The sequence below is a fragment of the Billgrantia saliphila genome, from assembly GCF_002930105.1.
In the GTDB taxonomy this organism is placed as follows: domain Bacteria; phylum Pseudomonadota; class Gammaproteobacteria; order Pseudomonadales; family Halomonadaceae; genus Halomonas; species Halomonas saliphila.
The window spans coordinates 116,625-133,275 of sequence record NZ_PJRN01000014.1; the positions used below are offsets into that span (position 1 = coordinate 116,625).

The 16,651-nt window shown below is 61.8% G+C and carries 18 protein-coding genes; 8 read left to right on the forward strand and 10 right to left on the reverse strand.

Annotated features, from left to right (window positions below; genetic code table 11):
* Nucleotides 1-19: 19 nt before the first annotated feature.
* Together CYJ07_RS15630 and nadX are read left to right on the forward strand one after the other, a co-directional pair.
* Nucleotides 20-358: a 2Fe-2S iron-sulfur cluster-binding protein gene (locus CYJ07_RS15630; protein WP_104204641.1), complete on the forward strand. Its 339-nt coding sequence runs from the start codon at nt 20-22 to the stop codon at nt 356-358.
* A gap of 11 nt (nt 359-369) precedes the next feature.
* Nucleotides 370-1,173, forward strand: coding sequence for an aspartate dehydrogenase (gene nadX / locus CYJ07_RS15635; protein ID WP_104204642.1), 804 nt, complete (start codon nt 370-372; stop codon nt 1,171-1,173).
* Nucleotides 1,174-1,313: 140 nt separating this feature from the next.
* Here nadX and CYJ07_RS15640 read toward each other — a convergent pair whose 3' ends face one another.
* The 4 genes from CYJ07_RS15640 to CYJ07_RS15655 all read right to left on the reverse strand — a co-directional run bounded on the left by CYJ07_RS15640 (nt 1,314) and on the right by CYJ07_RS15655 (nt 4,145).
* Nucleotides 1,314-1,973: a GntR family transcriptional regulator gene (locus tag CYJ07_RS15640; RefSeq protein WP_104204643.1), complete on the reverse strand. Its 660-nt coding sequence runs from the start codon at nt 1,971-1,973 to the stop codon at nt 1,314-1,316.
* Nucleotides 1,974-2,123: 150 nt separating this feature from the next.
* Entirely contained in the window at nt 2,124-2,429 is a 306-nt protein-coding gene (locus CYJ07_RS15645; protein ID WP_104204644.1) for a ferredoxin, read from the reverse strand.
* 57 nt (nt 2,430-2,486) lie between these two features.
* Nucleotides 2,487-3,317 carry a creatininase family protein gene (locus CYJ07_RS15650; protein WP_197038392.1) on the reverse strand — a complete coding sequence of 277 codons (831 nt, stop codon included), beginning with the start codon at nt 3,315-3,317 and terminating at the stop codon, nt 2,487-2,489.
* 171 nt (nt 3,318-3,488) lie between these two features.
* The gene (locus tag CYJ07_RS15655) at nt 3,489-4,145 is read right to left on the reverse strand and encodes a GntR family transcriptional regulator (RefSeq protein WP_104204645.1); all 657 of its coding nucleotides are present in this window, start codon (nt 4,143-4,145) and stop codon (nt 3,489-3,491) included.
* A 167-nt stretch (nt 4,146-4,312) separates the two neighbouring features.
* On the opposite strand from CYJ07_RS15655, the gene CYJ07_RS15660 reads away from it, so the two are divergent.
* From CYJ07_RS15660 to CYJ07_RS15675, 4 genes are all read left to right on the forward strand, one after another.
* Nucleotides 4,313-4,885, forward strand: coding sequence for a chromate transporter (locus tag CYJ07_RS15660; protein ID WP_104204646.1), 573 nt, complete (start codon nt 4,313-4,315; stop codon nt 4,883-4,885).
* Nucleotides 4,882-5,412, forward strand: a complete 531-nt coding sequence (locus CYJ07_RS15665; RefSeq protein WP_104204647.1) for a chromate transporter — start codon at nt 4,882-4,884, stop codon at nt 5,410-5,412. The genes CYJ07_RS15660 and CYJ07_RS15665 overlap by 4 nt, the downstream gene beginning before the upstream one ends.
* A gap of 231 nt (nt 5,413-5,643) precedes the next feature.
* The gene (locus CYJ07_RS15670; protein WP_104204648.1) at nt 5,644-7,143 is read left to right on the forward strand and encodes a hypothetical protein; all 1,500 of its coding nucleotides are present in this window, start codon (nt 5,644-5,646) and stop codon (nt 7,141-7,143) included.
* Nucleotides 7,144-7,573: 430 nt separating this feature from the next.
* Entirely contained in the window at nt 7,574-8,701 is a 1,128-nt protein-coding gene (locus tag CYJ07_RS15675) for a DcaP family trimeric outer membrane transporter (protein ID WP_104204649.1), read from the forward strand.
* 154 nt (nt 8,702-8,855) lie between these two features.
* Here the strand turns inward: CYJ07_RS15675 and CYJ07_RS15680 are convergent, their stop codons facing one another.
* The 3 genes from CYJ07_RS15680 to CYJ07_RS15690 all read right to left on the reverse strand — a co-directional run bounded on the left by CYJ07_RS15680 (nt 8,856) and on the right by CYJ07_RS15690 (nt 11,590).
* The gene (locus CYJ07_RS15680) at nt 8,856-9,959 is read right to left on the reverse strand and encodes a hypothetical protein (protein ID WP_104204650.1); all 1,104 of its coding nucleotides are present in this window, start codon (nt 9,957-9,959) and stop codon (nt 8,856-8,858) included.
* A 74-nt stretch (nt 9,960-10,033) separates the two neighbouring features.
* On the reverse strand, nt 10,034-11,056 hold the full coding sequence (locus CYJ07_RS15685; protein WP_104204651.1) for a Nif3-like dinuclear metal center hexameric protein: 1,023 nt from the start codon (nt 11,054-11,056) through the stop codon (nt 10,034-10,036).
* 165 nt (nt 11,057-11,221) lie between these two features.
* Nucleotides 11,222-11,590 (reverse strand): Na-translocating system protein MpsC family protein, encoded by a 369-nt coding sequence (locus CYJ07_RS15690; RefSeq protein ID WP_104204662.1) that lies wholly within the window; start codon nt 11,588-11,590, stop codon nt 11,222-11,224.
* Nucleotides 11,591-12,298: 708 nt separating this feature from the next.
* On the opposite strand from CYJ07_RS15690, the gene CYJ07_RS15695 reads away from it, so the two are divergent.
* Complete coding sequence (locus CYJ07_RS15695; RefSeq protein WP_104204663.1) at nt 12,299-12,640, forward strand: 2Fe-2S iron-sulfur cluster-binding protein; 342 nt, start codon at nt 12,299-12,301, stop codon at nt 12,638-12,640.
* A gap of 79 nt (nt 12,641-12,719) precedes the next feature.
* Here the strand turns inward: CYJ07_RS15695 and CYJ07_RS15700 are convergent, their stop codons facing one another.
* From CYJ07_RS15700 to CYJ07_RS15710, 3 genes are read right to left on the reverse strand one after another with little or no spacing between them, the layout of a single operon-like run.
* Nucleotides 12,720-14,042, reverse strand: coding sequence for a sodium ion-translocating decarboxylase subunit beta (locus CYJ07_RS15700; RefSeq protein ID WP_104204652.1), 1,323 nt, complete (start codon nt 14,040-14,042; stop codon nt 12,720-12,722).
* Between the two features lie 12 nt (nt 14,043-14,054).
* Nucleotides 14,055-15,905: a sodium-extruding oxaloacetate decarboxylase subunit alpha gene (gene oadA, locus CYJ07_RS15705; protein WP_104204653.1), complete on the reverse strand. Its 1,851-nt coding sequence runs from the start codon at nt 15,903-15,905 to the stop codon at nt 14,055-14,057.
* Nucleotides 15,906-15,958: 53 nt separating this feature from the next.
* Entirely contained in the window at nt 15,959-16,216 is a 258-nt protein-coding gene (locus tag CYJ07_RS15710) for an OadG family protein (protein WP_104204654.1), read from the reverse strand.
* Between the two features lie 169 nt (nt 16,217-16,385).
* On the opposite strand from CYJ07_RS15710, the gene CYJ07_RS15715 reads away from it, so the two are divergent.
* Nucleotides 16,386-16,651 (forward strand): tRNA-dihydrouridine synthase (locus CYJ07_RS15715; protein ID WP_197038394.1); only part of this gene is annotated, 266 nt, incomplete at its 3' end.

Sequence of the window (16,651 nt, forward strand, 5' to 3'; positions counted from 1 at the left end):
ATCTAGCGAGGTAATCGACATGCCGGATATCACCTTCATCAGCAACGATGGCAAGGTCGTCAACGCTCCAGAGGACTCCAACCTGCTGCGCGTGTCGCTGCGCGAAAAGGGAGGCATCCCGTTCAAGTGCGGCGGCGGCCTGTGCGGCACCTGCAAGTGCCGGGTCGAGGAGGGCCGCGAGAACACCGATGCCGTGAAGAAGAAGGAAGAAAAGCTGCTCTCTCCCGAGGAGTTGAAGCAGGGTTATCGCCTGGCCTGCCAGACCTTTCTCAAGGGAGACGTCAAGGTTTCCTGGGAGGAGACACCCAAGGGCGGCGCCGACGGCGCTCGCCAGGTCAGGCCCAAAGCCGAGGTATGAGGGGGAAAAGCATGCTTAACGTTGGACTCATCGGCTATGGCACGGCAGGCAGGGACGTCGCCGAGGCCATTCTAGGCGGCCAGGCGGGGGATGCCCGCCTGGCCGCCGTCCTGGTGCGTGACGCCGGCAAGTACGCCGACGTCTGCCTCGAGAACTGCACGCTTACCGACAGCGAAGAGGCCTTCTTCGCCTGCCGCCCCGACGTGGTGGTCGAGACGGCCGGCCATGAGGCCGTGATCCGCCACGCCGAAAGGTCGCTCGCCAACGGTAGTGACTTCATGGTGGTGTCGGTCGGCGCCCTCTGCGACCCGGCGCTCTACGAGCGAGTCATGGCCAGTGCCGGCCAGCATGGCAAGCGGGTGCTGGTACCCTCGGCGGCGATCGCCGGCCTCGACCGCATCGCCGCTGCCGCCCAGGGGCCGCTGGAGCGCGTGACGCTGACTACCCGTAAACCTGTGAAGGCCTGGCGTGGCACCTTTGCCGAGGAAGTGGTCGACCTCGATACCATCACACAGCCGACGGTGATTTTCGAAGGCAACGCCCGCGAGTCGTCCCGTGTATTCCCCGAGAGCGTCAACGTCTCGGCGGCGCTGAGTCTGGCCGGCGTGGGGTTCGAGGCGACCGAGGTGCGCGTACTCGTCGATCCCACGATCGACAAGAACATGCACGAGGTTTCCGCCAAGGGCCTGTTCGGCGAGGTACGCATCGAAGTGCAGAACACGCCGTCGCCGAACAATCCCAAGACCGGCTATATCGTCGCCATGAGCGTCTCCAGGGCGCTCAAGAACCTCTCGTCCCAGCTCGTCATCGGCTAGCGCGACAATACGGCTGACATGATGAAACAAGCCACAACGCAACCGGGCACTCGCATAACGAATGCCCGACTTGCAGTGTCCTGTCTTTGCTTTGCCCGGCCCGGCACTCTCTGCCCAGGTCCGCCCTGGTCTCGGTCGTCTTAAACCTGCGAGCGGCTGATATAAGCCTTGCGCGACTTCTCCAGGTGAATACGGGTGAAGCTTTCGGCCAGGTCCTCCTCGCCGTTGCGGATCGCACCGAGGATATCCTGATGCTCACGCAGCGCCTCCTTGGTACGACCCGGTAGCGCAGTGCTCAGGTTGGAGAAGGCGCGCACGTAATCTTTGAGGTCGATCAGCATCTCGTGGAGCTTGGGGTTGCCGGCGGCCCGGCCAATCAGGTCGTTGTATTTGACGTTGAGCTCAACAGCATCGCCACCGCCATCGTCCTGCGCTTCTTCCATCTCGGTCAGGAGCTGGTCGATTTCGGCGGCGATGGCGTCGTTTATCTTTTGCGCGGCCAGACGCGCGGCCAGCGACTCCAGAGAGGTCAGAATCATGAAGACCTCGAGAATCTCCGCCTGAGTGATCTCGTTGACCACCACGCCCTTGCGCGGCACCGTACGCACGAAGCGCTGGGTTTCGAGTCGGAACAGTGCCTCGCGGATGGGCGTGCGGCTGATGTTGAGCTTATCTGCCAACACCCTTTCGACCAGGCGATCGCCCGCCTTGTACTCACCTCGCAGAATGGCATCCTTGAGGTAGGCGTATACCTTGTCGCGAATCGGAGAGAGGTCTTCCTGGGTCCAGGTCTCGGCCATTCGGGCTACCTTCGGCTGTCGCGGAGCGGTGAGAGGTAATCCAGCATTTTACCATACGCAGCCACCGAGCGGCATCTGGTACACGAAGGGCCAAGGACTGGAGCGAGCCCCATATTGGCAGGCACGGGGTGAGCAGACCGCCGGATCGTGTCAGTGCAGCGGAGCCCGCTCCAGGCGCGCGTCGATGGAGCCGAAGGTCACCAGTTGCTCGAGCTCGGCCCGGGCCGCCTCAAGCGTATCGAAGCGCTCGAAGAATTTCAGCGGCACGCTGTTGGTCTTGCCGCCTTCACCGGTCTCGACAATGCTGACCCGCCCTTGGTCGCTGCTCACCTCGGCAATGGTGAAATAGGCCTTCTTCCTGCCGTAGAAGAAGTATTCGTAGGATTCTACCGGGGCGATGCCCTGCCCCGGGCGGGCATCGTACTCGTCAAGCTTGCTAGTCAAAATGATGTACATGGCTGTGCTCTCGATTGTTGTGGTCCATCCGCTCGCTTCGGGCGGTTCGAGCTGGCCTCAGGTGGCAAGCTCGCGCTCTCCATACATGGCCTGCCCCCGGGCAGGTTCGGTCAGCAGCGGCCGCAACACCGCTGACAGTTCTGCCAGCGCCTCCTCGACGATGGCCTTGCCAATGGCGAGGCTCGCCTGGGTGGCATCGCCGATGCAACCGTTGCGGGTCATCTCCTCGTAGCGGTAGAAACCCTGGAGGGGGTTGCCCGGCCGCATACCTTCCCAGCGCCCGCCGTGGACGATATCGCCCTTCTCGAGACGCTCCGAGCGCACCAGATGGGGCGCCAGGTAATACGCCTCGGAAACCTCGCGCTCGCAGCTGTGCCCGAACAGGGTCGACGAGACATGGGCCTTTATGGCCTTCTTGGCCGAGGCAGTGGTCTTGGCGTAGTAACATTCCATATCCAGCTCCTGGGCGAAGCTGGCGCAGGCCAGGCCAAGCGTGGTCTGGTTGCCGCCGTGACTGTTGAGAAACAGTACCTTGTCGATCCCGTGGCGCTGGAGCGAGACCACCATGTCCCGCAGCACGGCCAGCAGCGTTTCCGGGCGCAGGCTGATGGTGCCGGGAAAATTCAGATGATGGGGGGAAACGCCCATGTTGACGGTGGGTGTGACCAGAACTAGCGGGTGCAGCTCGGCCGCCAGCCGCTTGGCCATTTCGGTGGCCAGCACCGCATCGCAACTCTCGCTCATGTGTGGCCCATGCTGCTCGTGGGCCCCGACCGGCACGATAGCCATCTTGACGGTCTTGAGCGCTTCCTCAACTTCTGGCCAGGTCATCTCTGTCAGCACGTAGCTATCCATCTGGCCCACCTGGCTTCTCATCTGACCTTCCATCCCGCTCTCCTTTGGCACCTATGCGGCGAACTCAGCGACAGGTCGCATGTTGTGATCCGTGCCAATGCATAAATTGGCTTATGGTATACCATAAGCCAACATTAGTCGAAGCTCGTTGCTTGTGTAAAGGGGGCAACGGCAAAGGACTTCAGCACGCCACGCCAGCGCTGCCTAACGGCAGCTCTTCAGGGCCACTTCGCAGGAAAGGGTGATGTGTTCCTCTATCAGCGCACGGGCACGACGGGAGTCGCGGGCCAGGGCCAGATCGACCAGCTCCTGGTGCTGGGCGTCGAGCTGATGTCGCAGCTCCTGGGCTCGTGGCGCCACGCGCCGATATCGATCGAACTGGTCGTGCAGCTGCGAGATGAAGCGCAGCAACCAGACCGAGCCACAAGGGGCGACCAGGGCATTGTGGAAGCGCGAGTGCAGCTGCTCCCACTCCACGATCGGCGTATGGGAGCCAGCCTTCGTCAGCCGATGGTTAGCCGCCAACAGCTGAGATTCCCACTCTTCATCGCCATGCTCGACAGCCAGCTCCAGCGCCTTGCCCTCGAGCTGCCGGCGCATCTCGGTGATATCGGCAAGCTCGTCGCGGCTCAGCTCCAGCACGCGAAAGCCGCGCTGGTTCTCCTGGCGCAGCAGACCATAGGCAGCCAGACGGTTCAGTGCCTCGCGCAGCGGACTCAGGCCCACTTGATAGGTTTCGCGCAGCAGCGCGATCGACAACCGCTCGCCGGCACCGTAGCGGCCATCGAGAAGATCCTGGCGGAGCACTTCGTAGATTCTGCTCGCCGTTGTGGCGCTGCCCTGCTTGAGCGCTTCATTCATGGCGTGACTCCATTCTCTTTTTGGAATTTGGTATACCTTACTTGACGCTTGGTGCTGTGAATCATAATCTAGATCAAATAATCGATTATTACTAGAAAAATAGCTTTACCTTTAAGCGATTGTTTTGAAACGCCAGACAAGACGAACTGACTAGGACATCGGCTGACATGACGACATCACAACAAGGCAAGTTGTTCTTTTCCTTTCTTCGAATCGGCCTGCTCGGGTTCGGCGGAGGCCCTTCGATAATTCCTCTGGTACACCAGGAAGTCGTCAAGCGCCATGCCTGGATGCGAGACGAGGAGTTCGCTGATGTATTGGCTATTGCCAACACCCTGCCGGGTCCCATCGCCACCAAGATGCCAGGCTATATCGGCTTTCGGGTCGGTGGCTCATTCGGCTGCATAAACGCCGTACTGGCCGTGATACTGCCAATGATCATCGCCATGATCCTGCTGCTAGGGCTATTCAGTCGCTATCGCGAGGTTGGCTGGATCCACGGCATGGGCCAGGGGGTAGTGCCGGTAGTGATGGTGATGATGGCCCAGCTCACCTGGGACTTCATGAACAAGTCGCGCCTGGCACTGGGTTGGGCGATGAGCCTGCTCATGGCCGGTGTAGCGGGCGGCTTGATCTACTGGCTCGGCATTCATCCCGGCCTGGTGATCGGTGCCCTGCTGGTCGCGGCCATGCTGCCCCCCCTGTCGAAAGGCAAGAAGACCGAGGAGGCCACCCAGTGATCTACACCCAGCTCTTCCTCGCCTTCTTCATTCCCAACATTGTCGGCTACGGCGGAGGTCCGGCCATCATCCCGCTGATCGAGGCGGAAGTGGTGGGCCGCTACGGCTGGATGAGTGCACATGAGTTCGCCGAGGTGCTGGGCCTGGGCAATGCCCTGCCAAGTCCGATCGCCACCAAAATGGCTGGCTACGTCGGTTATGAAGTGGCGGGTATCGCTGGCGCCAGCGTGGCCGTTCTTGCCACCGTGGTACCCACGCTGCTGCTGCTGCTGGGCGCCCTGGGGCTGCTCTATCGCCATCGCGACTCGCCCCGGGTCAAGCGCATGAGCCAATGGGTACGCCCCGTCATTGCCGTCATGATGGCCGGCCTGGTGGTGGGCTTCTTCTCCGAAGCCATGGCCGGAGCTGGGCTCGTTCACTCCCTGCTGATCGCAGCGGCGGCGGCGATCGCCCTGCTTCACCTCAAGGCGCACCCTGCCCTCGTGGTTGCTGGTGCGCTGGTCTATGGAGGTCTGCTGCTGGGCTAGCAGCCGGCCATCGGTTCCTCACAGACAGCCACCTCTACAACAGGAGAATGCCAATGCGACGACCTCTGACCTGACGCTTTTCATGCGCGAAAGACGTCAGCACCGCTTTCGTGACATGCAAGGCAATCGCAACCGTGGCAATGCAGCAACCGACAACTACAACCACTCGATGGGCCGCCCGACGATTTCGGCGCCGCCATCGCCAAGCCTGACGACACGACAAGGTGCAACATGGAACAACTCGAACAGGTGCAACTCACCGCGTCGCACTGGGTCTTCCTTTTGGTGATCCTGGCGATCTTCGTTTCCATCGGTTTTCGCAAGGGAGTCATCATCCCGTCCCTGGCCGGCATCTTCCTGCTCGGCCTGCTCGCCAACGCGCCCCATGACGGCGGCCTCAACCAAGGCATCTTCGGAATCCAGGTGGTCTTCAAGGCCCTGCTTAATGCAGGCAACGAGCTATTCGACATCATGCTGGTCATCGCCCTGATGGTGGCCATGCTCAAGTCGTTGCAGCAGCTCGGGGCCGACCGTCTCATGGTCGCTCCCATGAAGAAACTGATGGTCGGCCCATGGACCGCCTTCTTCGCCCTCGGCATCACCATGTATATTGCCGCCGCCTTCTTCTGGCCGACACCGGCCGTTGCCCTGGTCGGCACGGTGCTGATCCCCGTCGCCATGCAGGTAGGCCTGCCGGCCATAGGCGCCGCCATGGCTGTCAACCTGTTTGGTCATGGCATGGCGCTGTCCGCCGACCCCGTGATCCAGGGCGCAAGCCGCCTCACCGCCGGGGCCGCCGGTATCGAGACCACCACCCTAGTGCCCTATACCCTGCTCTTCTCGTTCACGGTGGGCGTCGTGGCCGTCGCCCTCGCCTTCCGCAACCTGCGCCGCGACATGCGCAGCGGCGTGCTGACGATCTCCGAGACCGATACGCTGTTCGCGCCCCAAGCCAGCGAACCGCCCAAATCGGTCAACGCCGCGGCCGTCCAGCCGACCACCGTCGCCGAAGCGCCCGAGCCCCTCGAGACCCACCGCTATGCGCGCCTGTTCGCCGTGGCCGTGCCGGTGATCCTGCTCGGCATCGCGGCACTGATGATCTATCGCGGCCTCTTCCAGCCCGACCAGGCGATTCGCGGCGGCGACGCCACGGCGCTGCTCGGCGGCACCGCCACTCTGCTGCTGGTGCTCGCCTCCTTCGCCGCCCATGGCCATCACGCTCTGGACGGCATCAGCAACTCCATCCGCGAGGGCTTCTTCTTCGCCATCAAGATCTTCGCCCCCATCATCCCCATCGCTGGTTTCTTCCTGCTGGGCCACCCGGACCACGCCGAGGCGGTGATCGGCGTCGGCTCGACCGGCTACCTGTTCGACATCGGCCATAACATCGGCTACCTCATCGAGGGCAACGTCTTCTTGTTGGCCTTCGGCATGGCGTTGATCGGCCTGCTTTCAGGCATGGACGGCTCGGGCTTCTCCGGACTGCCCTTGGTGGGCTCGCTGTCCGGCGCACTGGGCATCGGCGCCGGGGTTGACGTGAACGTACTGGCCGCACTCGGCCAGGTGGCAGCGATCTTCGCCGGTGGTGGCACGCTTGCCGCCTGGGCCTTCGGCGTGGCGGCTGACGCCGGCATTGCAGGTGTCAACCCTGCGGCGCTGGTACGGCGCAACTTTGTGCCGGTGATTTCCGGCATCGTCGTGGCTGCACTCCTTGCCATCCTGCTGATGTAACCTAGCAACCTGCCGTGTGCGCAGTCACCGAGGTGCGACCAGCATGCTGAATAAGCGTCAAGCCATTAGCATAGTGGTACACCATATGCCACAGATTTCTACCGGCATATGAGTGCAACGTTCTTCGCAACTCACTGACCTTCATGTCAGTCCGCTAACACCCAGGTCGGCCCGCTGGTTTCGCGACACCGCCATGCCTCCGGAACCGGGGCGACCTGGATGAACGATATATGCCGACAGCCATCCTCTGCGAAGCGCAACCAAGTTTTCGCCTCGTTGCCCAGCCACCGAGGCAGGGAAATTTTTTGCCAACGAAAGGAGATCCGAGAGAACGACCTTAGTACTCGGGCCCATCCGGGCGCACCGAAGCCATGTTTCGAAACGCTCAGGCAAGACTATCAAGCAGACTGCAAAGGATTAGAAAGTGTCAATGCACAACAATCTCAAGCAAATTTCCATTTCCTCCATCGGCGCTATGGCTTTGGCCGTTTCGGGAGCCTCCCTCGCTTACGAGCTTGAATTGGGAGACACGACCGCTTCCATTTACGGTTACGCCAAGCTGGATGTGATTTACGATTTCGATAACGAACTGGGCGATACGGTTGACCGCTCCGCTCCTCGATTGGATGGGGAAGAGGGCTCCAACGGCCATTTCAGCATGCATGCTCGCGAAAGCCGTATCGGCTTCGGCACGTCCACCCCTGTCGCTGGCAGCAACCTTGAAACCACTATCGAAGGCGATTTCTACGGCGATGGTTCCGCCTTTCGGCTTCGTCATGCCTACGGCGAATGGAACAGCCTGCTGGCCGGCCAAACCTGGACCAACTTCGCGGGCTTCGTCTCCAGCACTCCATTGATTTCGTTTACCGGGCCTACCGGTCGACCCGCCGTGGAGCGCCAGACGCAGATCCGCTACACCTCCGGCGATTTTTCCGTGTCGCTCGAGAACCCTGCCGATCAGGGTGGGCAGGTCTCGGCCCCCGGCGCCAAGAGCCAGCTGCCTGACGTCACGCTTCGCTATACCGAGACCGAGGGTGCCTTTCGCTACTCCGTCTCAGGGGTCGCCCGCCACCTCGAGTTCGATACCGCTGGACTTGAAACGCCCGCCTCTCAGGATAGCGCTCTGGGCTGGGGCCTGGGTGTCGAGGCTGCCCTGCAAGTGAGTGACGCCTTGACGCTTCGCGGTGCCCTGACCCATGGCGATGGCATCGGCGGCTACAACCAAGGCAATCCGCAAATTGCACCCGCTTTTGCCACGGATGACGGGGAGCTGGAGACGATCGAGGCCACCGGCGGCACTCTGGGCGCCAGTCTTGCCGTAGGTCCAGGCGCCTTCAATGTCGCCTATAGCCGGATCACTGCCGACCTCGACGAAAACCCCGCTTTTGCCACCGGCGACAAAGCCTACGAGGCCGCTTGGATTAACTATCTCTGGTCGCCGGAACAGAGCGAGCGCATCACATACGGCATCGAAGCCAACTGGAACAAGCGCGAGACGGTGAATAACCGTGAAGGCGATGCGTCACGCGTTCAGGCGATGGTGATGTACAGCTTCTAACTCCGGCAAGACTCATGATATTCCTGGCATGACACCACTGTTTTCGTTTCTGCTTCCCCGACCCTCTGGTCGGGATTTTCTTGCCGCATTCATGGCGATGACGATAGCAACGCTGCACGGCAGGCCTTGACAGCCGGCCGGGCAGCTTCGCTCGCTACACCACCAGCGGGGTTACGAAGAAGGCGATTAGAAACGCTGTGGCCAGCCGCATGACGATACCCAGCACGGCGGCTCCCATGGCCTCGCGCTCGGAGAGGTCTGAGCTTTCCGCCCATACCACCGGCACCTGGCCGAATACGGCCGATAGCGGCAGACCGGAGGAGGCCAGCACGAAAGAGCCCACTACCAGCGATGGGTCAAGATCGGCGGCCATGCTCTGCAACTGCCCCATTGCCAGAGTCGGGCTCACCAGCACCGACAGCACACCTGTTTCCGGATGGATGTTGAACAGCAACATGACCTTACCTAGGCCCGTTTCGATCGGTGCCCAGATACCGATGTAGTCGAGCACTCCGATCACCGCAAAGACCAGCGCCACGGCGGGAATCAGGATCAGCAGCAGCAGCTCGACGCCCTCCCGCGCAGCGCTGAACAGCGTAGGCATGAAGTCGCGATCGGGGGTGAAGGTCGGCAGATGGCCGATCTCGACCCGCTTGACGTCACGGTAAAGCACCTTCGATAGGATCAGCGGCACGACCACCAGCGGCAGGAAGACCGCCATCAGCACCACGGCAAAGACGTTGACGCCAGCGAAGGTCAGCGCCATCAGGCCCAGCATGAAGGTGGAGAACGACTGCTGCGACTGCACCATTGTAGCCACGGCGAGCTTCTGTTCATCCTTCGTGGCGCCCGCCTTCTTGAGGATCGGCCCTGAGATTTTACCCGCCGCGTTGATGTCGCCGAATATGTTGTAGACACTGGGAATGATCACCGCCGGATTGACGCCCAGCAGTTTCATGGCCGGCACGAAGATGCGTACCAGGGCATCGGTGAAGCCCAGCCGCTCCAGCAGCCGGCCGATGATCACGCTTACGATAATCGCCGTACCGACCACACCAGTGAGGAAGACGTCGACCACCACAGGCCGCACGGAATCGAGAATGGAGTTGAACAGTCCCGAGAGACTGGTTGGCGAAAGGAGCAACATCAGCAGGCAGATGCACAGCAGTACGATTCCGACCACTTCGATGCGCTTCCAGGCCCGCTTAGTTGCAGGCAGCGCGGCCTTCGTTTCAGGGGTAGTGACTGAGGTCTTCATGTCGGTGCCTCTATTGTTATTGATCAGGCGTTGTGAAAAACGTGTATCTAACTTGTCGCGAACTCGAGTTTTGCCTAGGTCTCGCTCAAGGCATGCTTGCCTAGCAGGTGGCTCGCCGACATTTCTCGAGCGTAGGCCTGCATAGCCGCGTTGCCGATCTTGTGCACCGGCGCGGAGGTGACCCGGTCTCGGAACAGCACTACCTCAACGCCTTCGAGCAGCTCGGCGAGGGCGTGAGCCAGCGGCAGCCCATTTTCTAGAATCTCCATTACGTGGCAGTTGCCGACCAGAAAGTTGAGCCCCAGTTCACGGGCCGTCTCGATCAGTGCGTGGCCGGCATAGACGCGGCTGATCGAAGCCAGCACGGTATCCACGTTAGGGTTCTCGGCCACCGCCTGGCGCAGGTTTTCCGGCGAGAAACCGGTATGTGGGAAGATGTGCAGCACGTTCTCGATCTGGCTGTCACGCTCGCCGAGGTGGATGAAGCCGCAAGTCTCCACGCTTGTTTCGCGAATCTCTTCGATGCCGCGCACCAGGCGCTCCTCAGCTAGCAGAGCGCGGTCCTGATCCAGCGCCATGAAGCCGTCCAGGCGGTCAAGAATGTCGCCCAAGGTGGCGATACCCGGCAGCGCCTGGCCCACGAACATGATATTGCCATGCACGCCTCCATAGGAAATGCTGCCCTTCAGCACCTTGTGCCCGTGCAGAAAGGGAATGCCGGGGTGCAGGCCGTGAAAGGCTTCGTGGCATTCCAGCCCCGCCACGTCGTAGAGATCAAGATAATTTTTCAGCGTCACGCCGCCGCAGCTGGCGGCATCGGCGATGGGATGATGCGCCACGATGGCGTCCACTCCGGTGGCTCCCGCCAGTTCAATCACCAGTTCCGTCATGGTCATGCATACGGCAATTTTCTTCACTTCCTTGTTCGGGTCGCCGTAGATCAGTCCCGGAATTTCCAGCACTTCCTTGCCGTAGATGCCGGAGGATTTCAAGATCACGAAGGGGTGGTCCCCCCGCTTCACCTCTTCCAGGGACGACACCGTCCTGCCGCCCGTGATCACACTCATCGCATTGACGATATCCGCTACCTTGGCCATCGGCTCTCTCCTCTTTCCGGCCACAAAAAAACCGCCAGCACAGCGAGAGGCGTTTGCCTCCTACTGCGCTGACGGTCCTGAGCACTCGTCCAGTCAGGGCGAGTTCACATCACCAGTCAACGGTCACTCCTATACGGACTTGCGGCCTATGCCCTGACATTGCTGTCAGAGGTAGTCGCGCACGTCTCGTTGCAGCAGCACCACGGTAGCGGAAAGCTCGGCCTGCGCGTCGTAGTCCTTGAAGATTGAGACTATCTCGAAGCCGTACTTCTCTACCAGCAGCTGCTTGAATTCGTTCTTGAAACCTTTGATCAAATAGTGGTCGGCCAGCTCGCTCACGTTATTGTTGAGCGCATTCAGATAGGCCAGCGAGGGAACTCGCTTGTGCAGCGCAACGATGAGAATCTTGTCGCCCTGCACGTCGACCTTCTGGCGTATCACGCCGATACCGAAGATGCGATGATTGACCTCATTGTAGTCCTTGATCAGCTCCTGCTTGAGCTCACCCAAAGAACCGATCTTCGAAGCAGTCATGCTCGACGACCCCATGCTAAGAACTCATTCCCAAGGCGCTCATCGATCGACCTCGTTTCGGCTCGGCCAGTTTCCTCGCGAACTTGGTATACCACTTGTCTCTGAGCTAGATTAGACAAGCGGAAAAATCCTGTCAACCTTAAATAATCGATTATTTTCTTCGTTTATCTAGCGGCCGAACTCAGCCTTGTGGTGGGCCCGGGCGCCTTCAACGCCGCTTACAGTGGATCACCGCCAGACCTCGACAGCAATCCGTACCTCTCCCCAATGACGATACCGATGAAGCAGCTGCTTCGATATATCTAGTCGCCTGCACTTAGCGAACTCATCAGCTACGGCATCGAAGCCAACTGGACAAGCGAGAGAGATATAGAGGGACGCAAGGGAGATGCCTCGCGTATTCAGGTGATGGATAGCTTTTGATGCGTCTGGCATCTCTGCAGCGACCTTTTCCGATTCCTTGTTCATTGACTGAACCCTTGCCCGACTATGGCCGGGCTTTATGTGCATAGTCAAACGCACTAATCTTGACTGACGGAGCCTAGGCGCGCCGGGCTCCTAACCCCACGCTTGCTGGGTGATTCATCGTTACGAGAGAAGGGTTGACGACCTTCTGCTCAAGGCACATGGTATACCATAGAAGGCTTATGGCACGGATGCGTCAGTATGCCGTGCGAACCCGATTCAACTACGAGCCAGGTGAACACCATGCCCCTGATTACGATTCACAAAAACGGTGAAACCTACGAAGGCGAAGTCCAGCCCAACACCAACCTGGTGGTGCGTGCCGGAATCCGTCAGTTTCCGTACCCACACCTCAGCTATGGCTGCGGTATGGGCAAGTGCGCCAAGTGCATGTGCAAGGTGGTCAAGGGCGGCGAGGCGTTGCCTGAACCCAACTGGAAGGAGAAGAAGATGCTCGGCACGCAGCTCGAACAGGGCTACCGCCTGGCCTGTCAGTTATGGGTGGAGAAGGATCTCGAGCTGGTCCAGGACAGCCCTGCCAGCGCGACCGACCTGAGCCGATCCGGTGCCATAACTACAAGCTGACCCGAACGCTGCTATTCAGACCGGACAGAGGACAACGCGCCAACCATTTGGTGGGCGCGTTGCGAGCTGGCTGCTTCGCTCAGCCGAGGTACTTGATCATCACTCCGGCCGCCACCGCCGAGCCAATCACGCCAGCCACATTGGGCCCCATGGCATGCATGAGCAGGAAGTTGTGCGGATTGGCCTCGAGCCCCACCTTGTTGGACACCCGAGCCGCCATCGGCACCGCCGAGACACCGGCCGAGCCGATCAGCGGGTTGATCGGCATATGGCTGACCAGGTTCATCAGCTTGGCCATCAGCACACCCGCCGCGGTACCGATGCCGAAGGCCACGATTCCCAGCCCCAGAATGCCCAGGGTCTCCACCGTCAGGAAGCTCTCGGCCATCAGCTTGGAGCCCACGGAGAGTCCCAGGAAGATGGTGACGATGTTGATCAGCGCATTCTGCGCGGTATCGGAGAGGCGCTCGACCACGCCGCACTCGCGCATCAGGTTGCCGAAGCAGAACATGCCCAGCAGCGGCGCGGCGTCGGGCAGGAACAGCGCCACCAGCAGCAGCAGCGACACCGGGAAGACGATCTTCTCGAGCTTGGACACCGGGCGCAGCTGCGTCATGGTGATCTCGCGCTCGCGCTGGGTGGTGAGCAGCCGCATGATCGGCGGCTGGATCAGCGGCACCAGTGCCATATAGGCGTAGGCCGCCACGGCGATGGCCCCCAGCAGTTCCGGGGCCAGCACGCTCGACACGTAGATCGAGGTGGGACCGTCGGCGCCGCCGATAATGCCGATGGCGGCGGCCTGGTTGAGCGAGAAGTCCATCCAGCCGAGCGCCGAGAGCCCCACCGCGCCGAGCAGGGTGGCGAAGATGCCGAACTGCGCCGCCGCCCCCAGAAACAGGGTGCGCGGGTTGGCCAGCAGCGGGCCGAAGTCGGTCATCGCCCCCACGCCCATGAAGATCACCAGCGGCGCGATGCCGGAGGCGATCGCCACGCTGTAGAACTGATACAGCATGCCATGGCTGTAGCCGGCGTCCATCGCCAGGTCGTTGGCCGCCCGGTAGGCCTGGGGCGTGATATCGGCGTGCAGCGCCGCGCTGACGGCATGGCGCCAGGCATCCAGCGACGCTCCTCTAGCCAGGTCCACGTCGAGTACCGCGGCGAGCTGTTCCAGCACGCCGGGACGCGCCAGATGCGCGGCCTGCTCGGCGGCCGACAGCGCCAGCCCGGCCTCGGGGATGTTGGCCAGAATGCCGCCGAAGCCGATCGGTACCAGCAGCAGCGGCTCGAAGCGCTTCTGGATCGCCAGGTAGAGCAGTACCAGCCCCACGACGATCATGGCCGCCTGGCCCAGCGTCAGGTTGTAGAGGCCGGAGCCCTCCCACAGGGTCAATAGCTTGTCCATTGAGCGCGGCCCTTACAGCACGATCAGCGTGTCGCCGACGGCGACGCTGTCGCCCTCGCCGACCTTGACCTCGGAGACGGTGCCGGCACTTGCGGCCCGCACCTCGGTCTCCATCTTCATGGCCTCGAGGATGATCACCACATCGCCCTCCTTGACCGCATCGCCCGGCCGCACGTTGACCTTGAAGATATTGCCGGCCAGCGGTGCGGTGATCGCCTCGCCCGTCGAGGACGCCGAGCCTTCATCGTGCGACACCTGGGTGGCGCCGGACGGTGGCGCGCCGCTGCCGCTCTGGACCTGAGCGATCTCGCCGCCCTCGGCGACTTCCACCACGTACTGCTTGCCGTTGACCGTGACGGTGTAGGTCTCGGGGCCGGCGGGCGCGCCGGCCTGAGGCGCCGGTGTCTTGGCTTCGCCCTTCTTTGCCGGCAAGCCGGCGGCGGCCGCCTCCTGACCCGGCGCCTGGGGCGCCGGCTCGAAGGCGTCGGGATTGTCGCGGTTCTTGAGAAACTTGAGCCCGATCTGGGGAAACAGCGCGTAGGTCAACACATCGTCGACTTCACGCTCGCCTTCCGCCAGGCGAATGCCCTCTGCCTTCGCCTTCTCCCTGAGCTCGGCGGCCAGGCGGTCCATCTCGGGTTCGAGAAGATCGGCGGGCCGGCAGGTGATCGGCTCGCCATCCTCGAGCACGCGGCTCTGCAACGCCTTGTCGAAGGGCGCCGGCGCGGCGCCGTACTCCCCCTTGAGCAGCGCCTGGACCTCCTTGGAGATCGACTTGTAGCGTTCGCCCATCATCACGTTCATCACCGCCTGGGTACCGACGATCTGCGACGTCGGCGTGACCAGCGGAATGAAGCCCAGGTCCTCGCGCACACGCGGAATCTCGGCGAGCACATCGTCGAGCTTATCGCCGGCGCCCTGCTCCTTGAGCTGGCCTTCCATGTTGGTGAGCATGCCGCCCGGCACCTGGGCGATCAGGATGCGCGAGTCGATCCCTTTCAGCGAACCTTCGAAGGCAGCGTACTTCTTGCGGACCTCGCGGAAGTAGCCGGCGATGTCCTCGAGCAGTTCGAGATCGAGGTTGGTGTCGCGATCGGTGCCTTTGAGGATGGCCACCACCGATTCGGTGGGGCTGTGGCCGTAGGTCATCGACATCGAGGAAATGGCAGTGTCGACATTGTCGATGCCGGCCTCGACCGCCTTGAGGATGGTGGCGGTGGAAAGGCCGGTAGTAGCATGACAGTGAAGCTGAATCGGTATCGACAGGCGCTTCTTCAGCCGCGAAACCAGCTCGAAGGCGTCGTAGGGCGCCAGCAGACCGGCCATGTCCTTGATCGCCAGCGAATCCGCGCCCATGTCGGCGATGGTCTCGGCGAGCTCCACCCAACTGTCGAGGGTGTGCACCGGGCTGACGGTGTAGGAAATGGTGCCTTGGGCGTGCCCCCCCACGTCACGTACAGCCTTGATCGCCCGCTCGAGGTTGCGCGGGTCGTTCATCGCGTCGAAGACACGGAACACGTCGACGCCGTTGGTCTTGGCGCGCTCGACGAAGCGGTCGACCACGTCGTCGGCGTAATGGCGATAGCCCAGCAGGTTCTGGCCGCGCAGCAGCATCTGTTGCGGCGTGTTGGGCATGGCCTCCTTCAGCGCCCGTATCCGCTCCCACGGATCCTCGCCGAGGTAGCGGATACAGGCGTCGAAGGTGGCGCCGCCCCAGGATTCCAGCGACCAGAAGCCGACCCGATCGAGCTTCTCGGCGATCGGCAGCATGTCGTCGAGGCGCATACGCGTGGCGAACAGCGACTGATGGGCGTCGCGCAGCACGACGTCGGTGATGCCCAGCGGGCGCTTGGTCTCACTCATGATGATGACCCCGTAGATGGCGTGTTGTGTAGTAATATGGTGCGATTGCGCCGTCAGCGACGATGGCGATGGCGATGGCGGTAGCGATGTACGGCGGCGCTGATGACGGCCATTAGCTGGGCGTCATCGGCCTTGTCGGAGGAGGCCGGAGCCGGCATGGGAGCCGGTTGCGCAGGAGCCGGCGCCAGGCGGCGGATCACCAGGGACATCAAGGTGGTGACCACGACAAGGATCGTAAGAAAAGCAAAAACGAACCCCATACCGACCCCCATCAGGGCCAGGCCGTCCTGCAATAGCTGCATATCCTGCATGCGGTTTCTCCCAGAACCTTACGCAACTTGTCTGCGAACGGTCGCAAACTGGCCACGAAGCGTTGAAAAGTCGGTCATATAAACTGCCACACTCTGATTTTATTGCAAGCGCCCGATGGTGGAAGATATCGTTGTTAATTTACTACAAGGTAGGATCGGCCTCGCCCCCATGGAGGGCGTGATCGATGCCCATACCCGCGACCTGCTGACCCGCCAGACCGGCTTCGACTGGACGGTGACCGAGTTCGTCCGCGTCGTCGACGCGCGCCTGCCGCCGCGGGTTTTTCATCGCCACTGCCCCGAACTGACCCAGCCGGCGGTGACGACGCCGTCCGGCATACCGGTGGCCTTGCAACTGCTGGGCAGCGATCCGGCGGCACTGGCGGCCAACGCCGAGCAGGCCCTTCGCCTCGGCGCCCGCGAGATCGATCTCAA

Excerpts from the sequence above, each read along its gene's own strand:
- CYJ07_RS15700 (WP_104204652.1), bottom strand. The coding sequence starts at position 14,042 with ATGGACAAGCTATTGACCCTGTGGGAGGGCTCCGGCCTCTACAACCTG.
- CYJ07_RS15630 (WP_104204641.1), top strand. The coding sequence starts at position 20 with ATGCCGGATATCACCTTCATCAGCAACGATGGCAAGGTCGTCAACGCT.
- CYJ07_RS15655 (WP_104204645.1), bottom strand. The coding sequence starts at position 4,145 with ATGAATGAAGCGCTCAAGCAGGGCAGCGCCACAACGGCGAGCAGAATC.
- CYJ07_RS15675 (WP_104204649.1), top strand. The coding sequence starts at position 7,574 with ATGCACAACAATCTCAAGCAAATTTCCATTTCCTCCATCGGCGCTATG.
- CYJ07_RS15690 (WP_104204662.1), bottom strand. The coding sequence starts at position 11,590 with ATGACTGCTTCGAAGATCGGTTCTTTGGGTGAGCTCAAGCAGGAGCTG.
- CYJ07_RS15670 (WP_104204648.1), top strand. The coding sequence starts at position 5,644 with ATGGAACAACTCGAACAGGTGCAACTCACCGCGTCGCACTGGGTCTTC.
- CYJ07_RS15645 (WP_104204644.1), bottom strand. The coding sequence starts at position 2,429 with ATGTACATCATTTTGACTAGCAAGCTTGACGAGTACGATGCCCGCCCG.
- nadX (WP_104204642.1), top strand. The coding sequence starts at position 370 with ATGCTTAACGTTGGACTCATCGGCTATGGCACGGCAGGCAGGGACGTC.
- CYJ07_RS15680 (WP_104204650.1), bottom strand. The coding sequence starts at position 9,959 with ATGAAGACCTCAGTCACTACCCCTGAAACGAAGGCCGCGCTGCCTGCA.
- CYJ07_RS15710 (WP_104204654.1), bottom strand. The coding sequence starts at position 16,216 with ATGCAGGATATGCAGCTATTGCAGGACGGCCTGGCCCTGATGGGGGTC.
- CYJ07_RS15695 (WP_104204663.1), top strand. The coding sequence starts at position 12,299 with ATGCCCCTGATTACGATTCACAAAAACGGTGAAACCTACGAAGGCGAA.
- CYJ07_RS15650 (WP_197038392.1), bottom strand. The coding sequence starts at position 3,317 with ATGGAAGGTCAGATGAGAAGCCAGGTGGGCCAGATGGATAGCTACGTG.
- CYJ07_RS15660 (WP_104204646.1), top strand. The coding sequence starts at position 4,313 with ATGACGACATCACAACAAGGCAAGTTGTTCTTTTCCTTTCTTCGAATC.
- CYJ07_RS15685 (WP_104204651.1), bottom strand. The coding sequence starts at position 11,056 with ATGGCCAAGGTAGCGGATATCGTCAATGCGATGAGTGTGATCACGGGC.
- CYJ07_RS15640 (WP_104204643.1), bottom strand. The coding sequence starts at position 1,973 with ATGGCCGAGACCTGGACCCAGGAAGACCTCTCTCCGATTCGCGACAAG.
- oadA (WP_104204653.1), bottom strand. The coding sequence starts at position 15,905 with ATGAGTGAGACCAAGCGCCCGCTGGGCATCACCGACGTCGTGCTGCGC.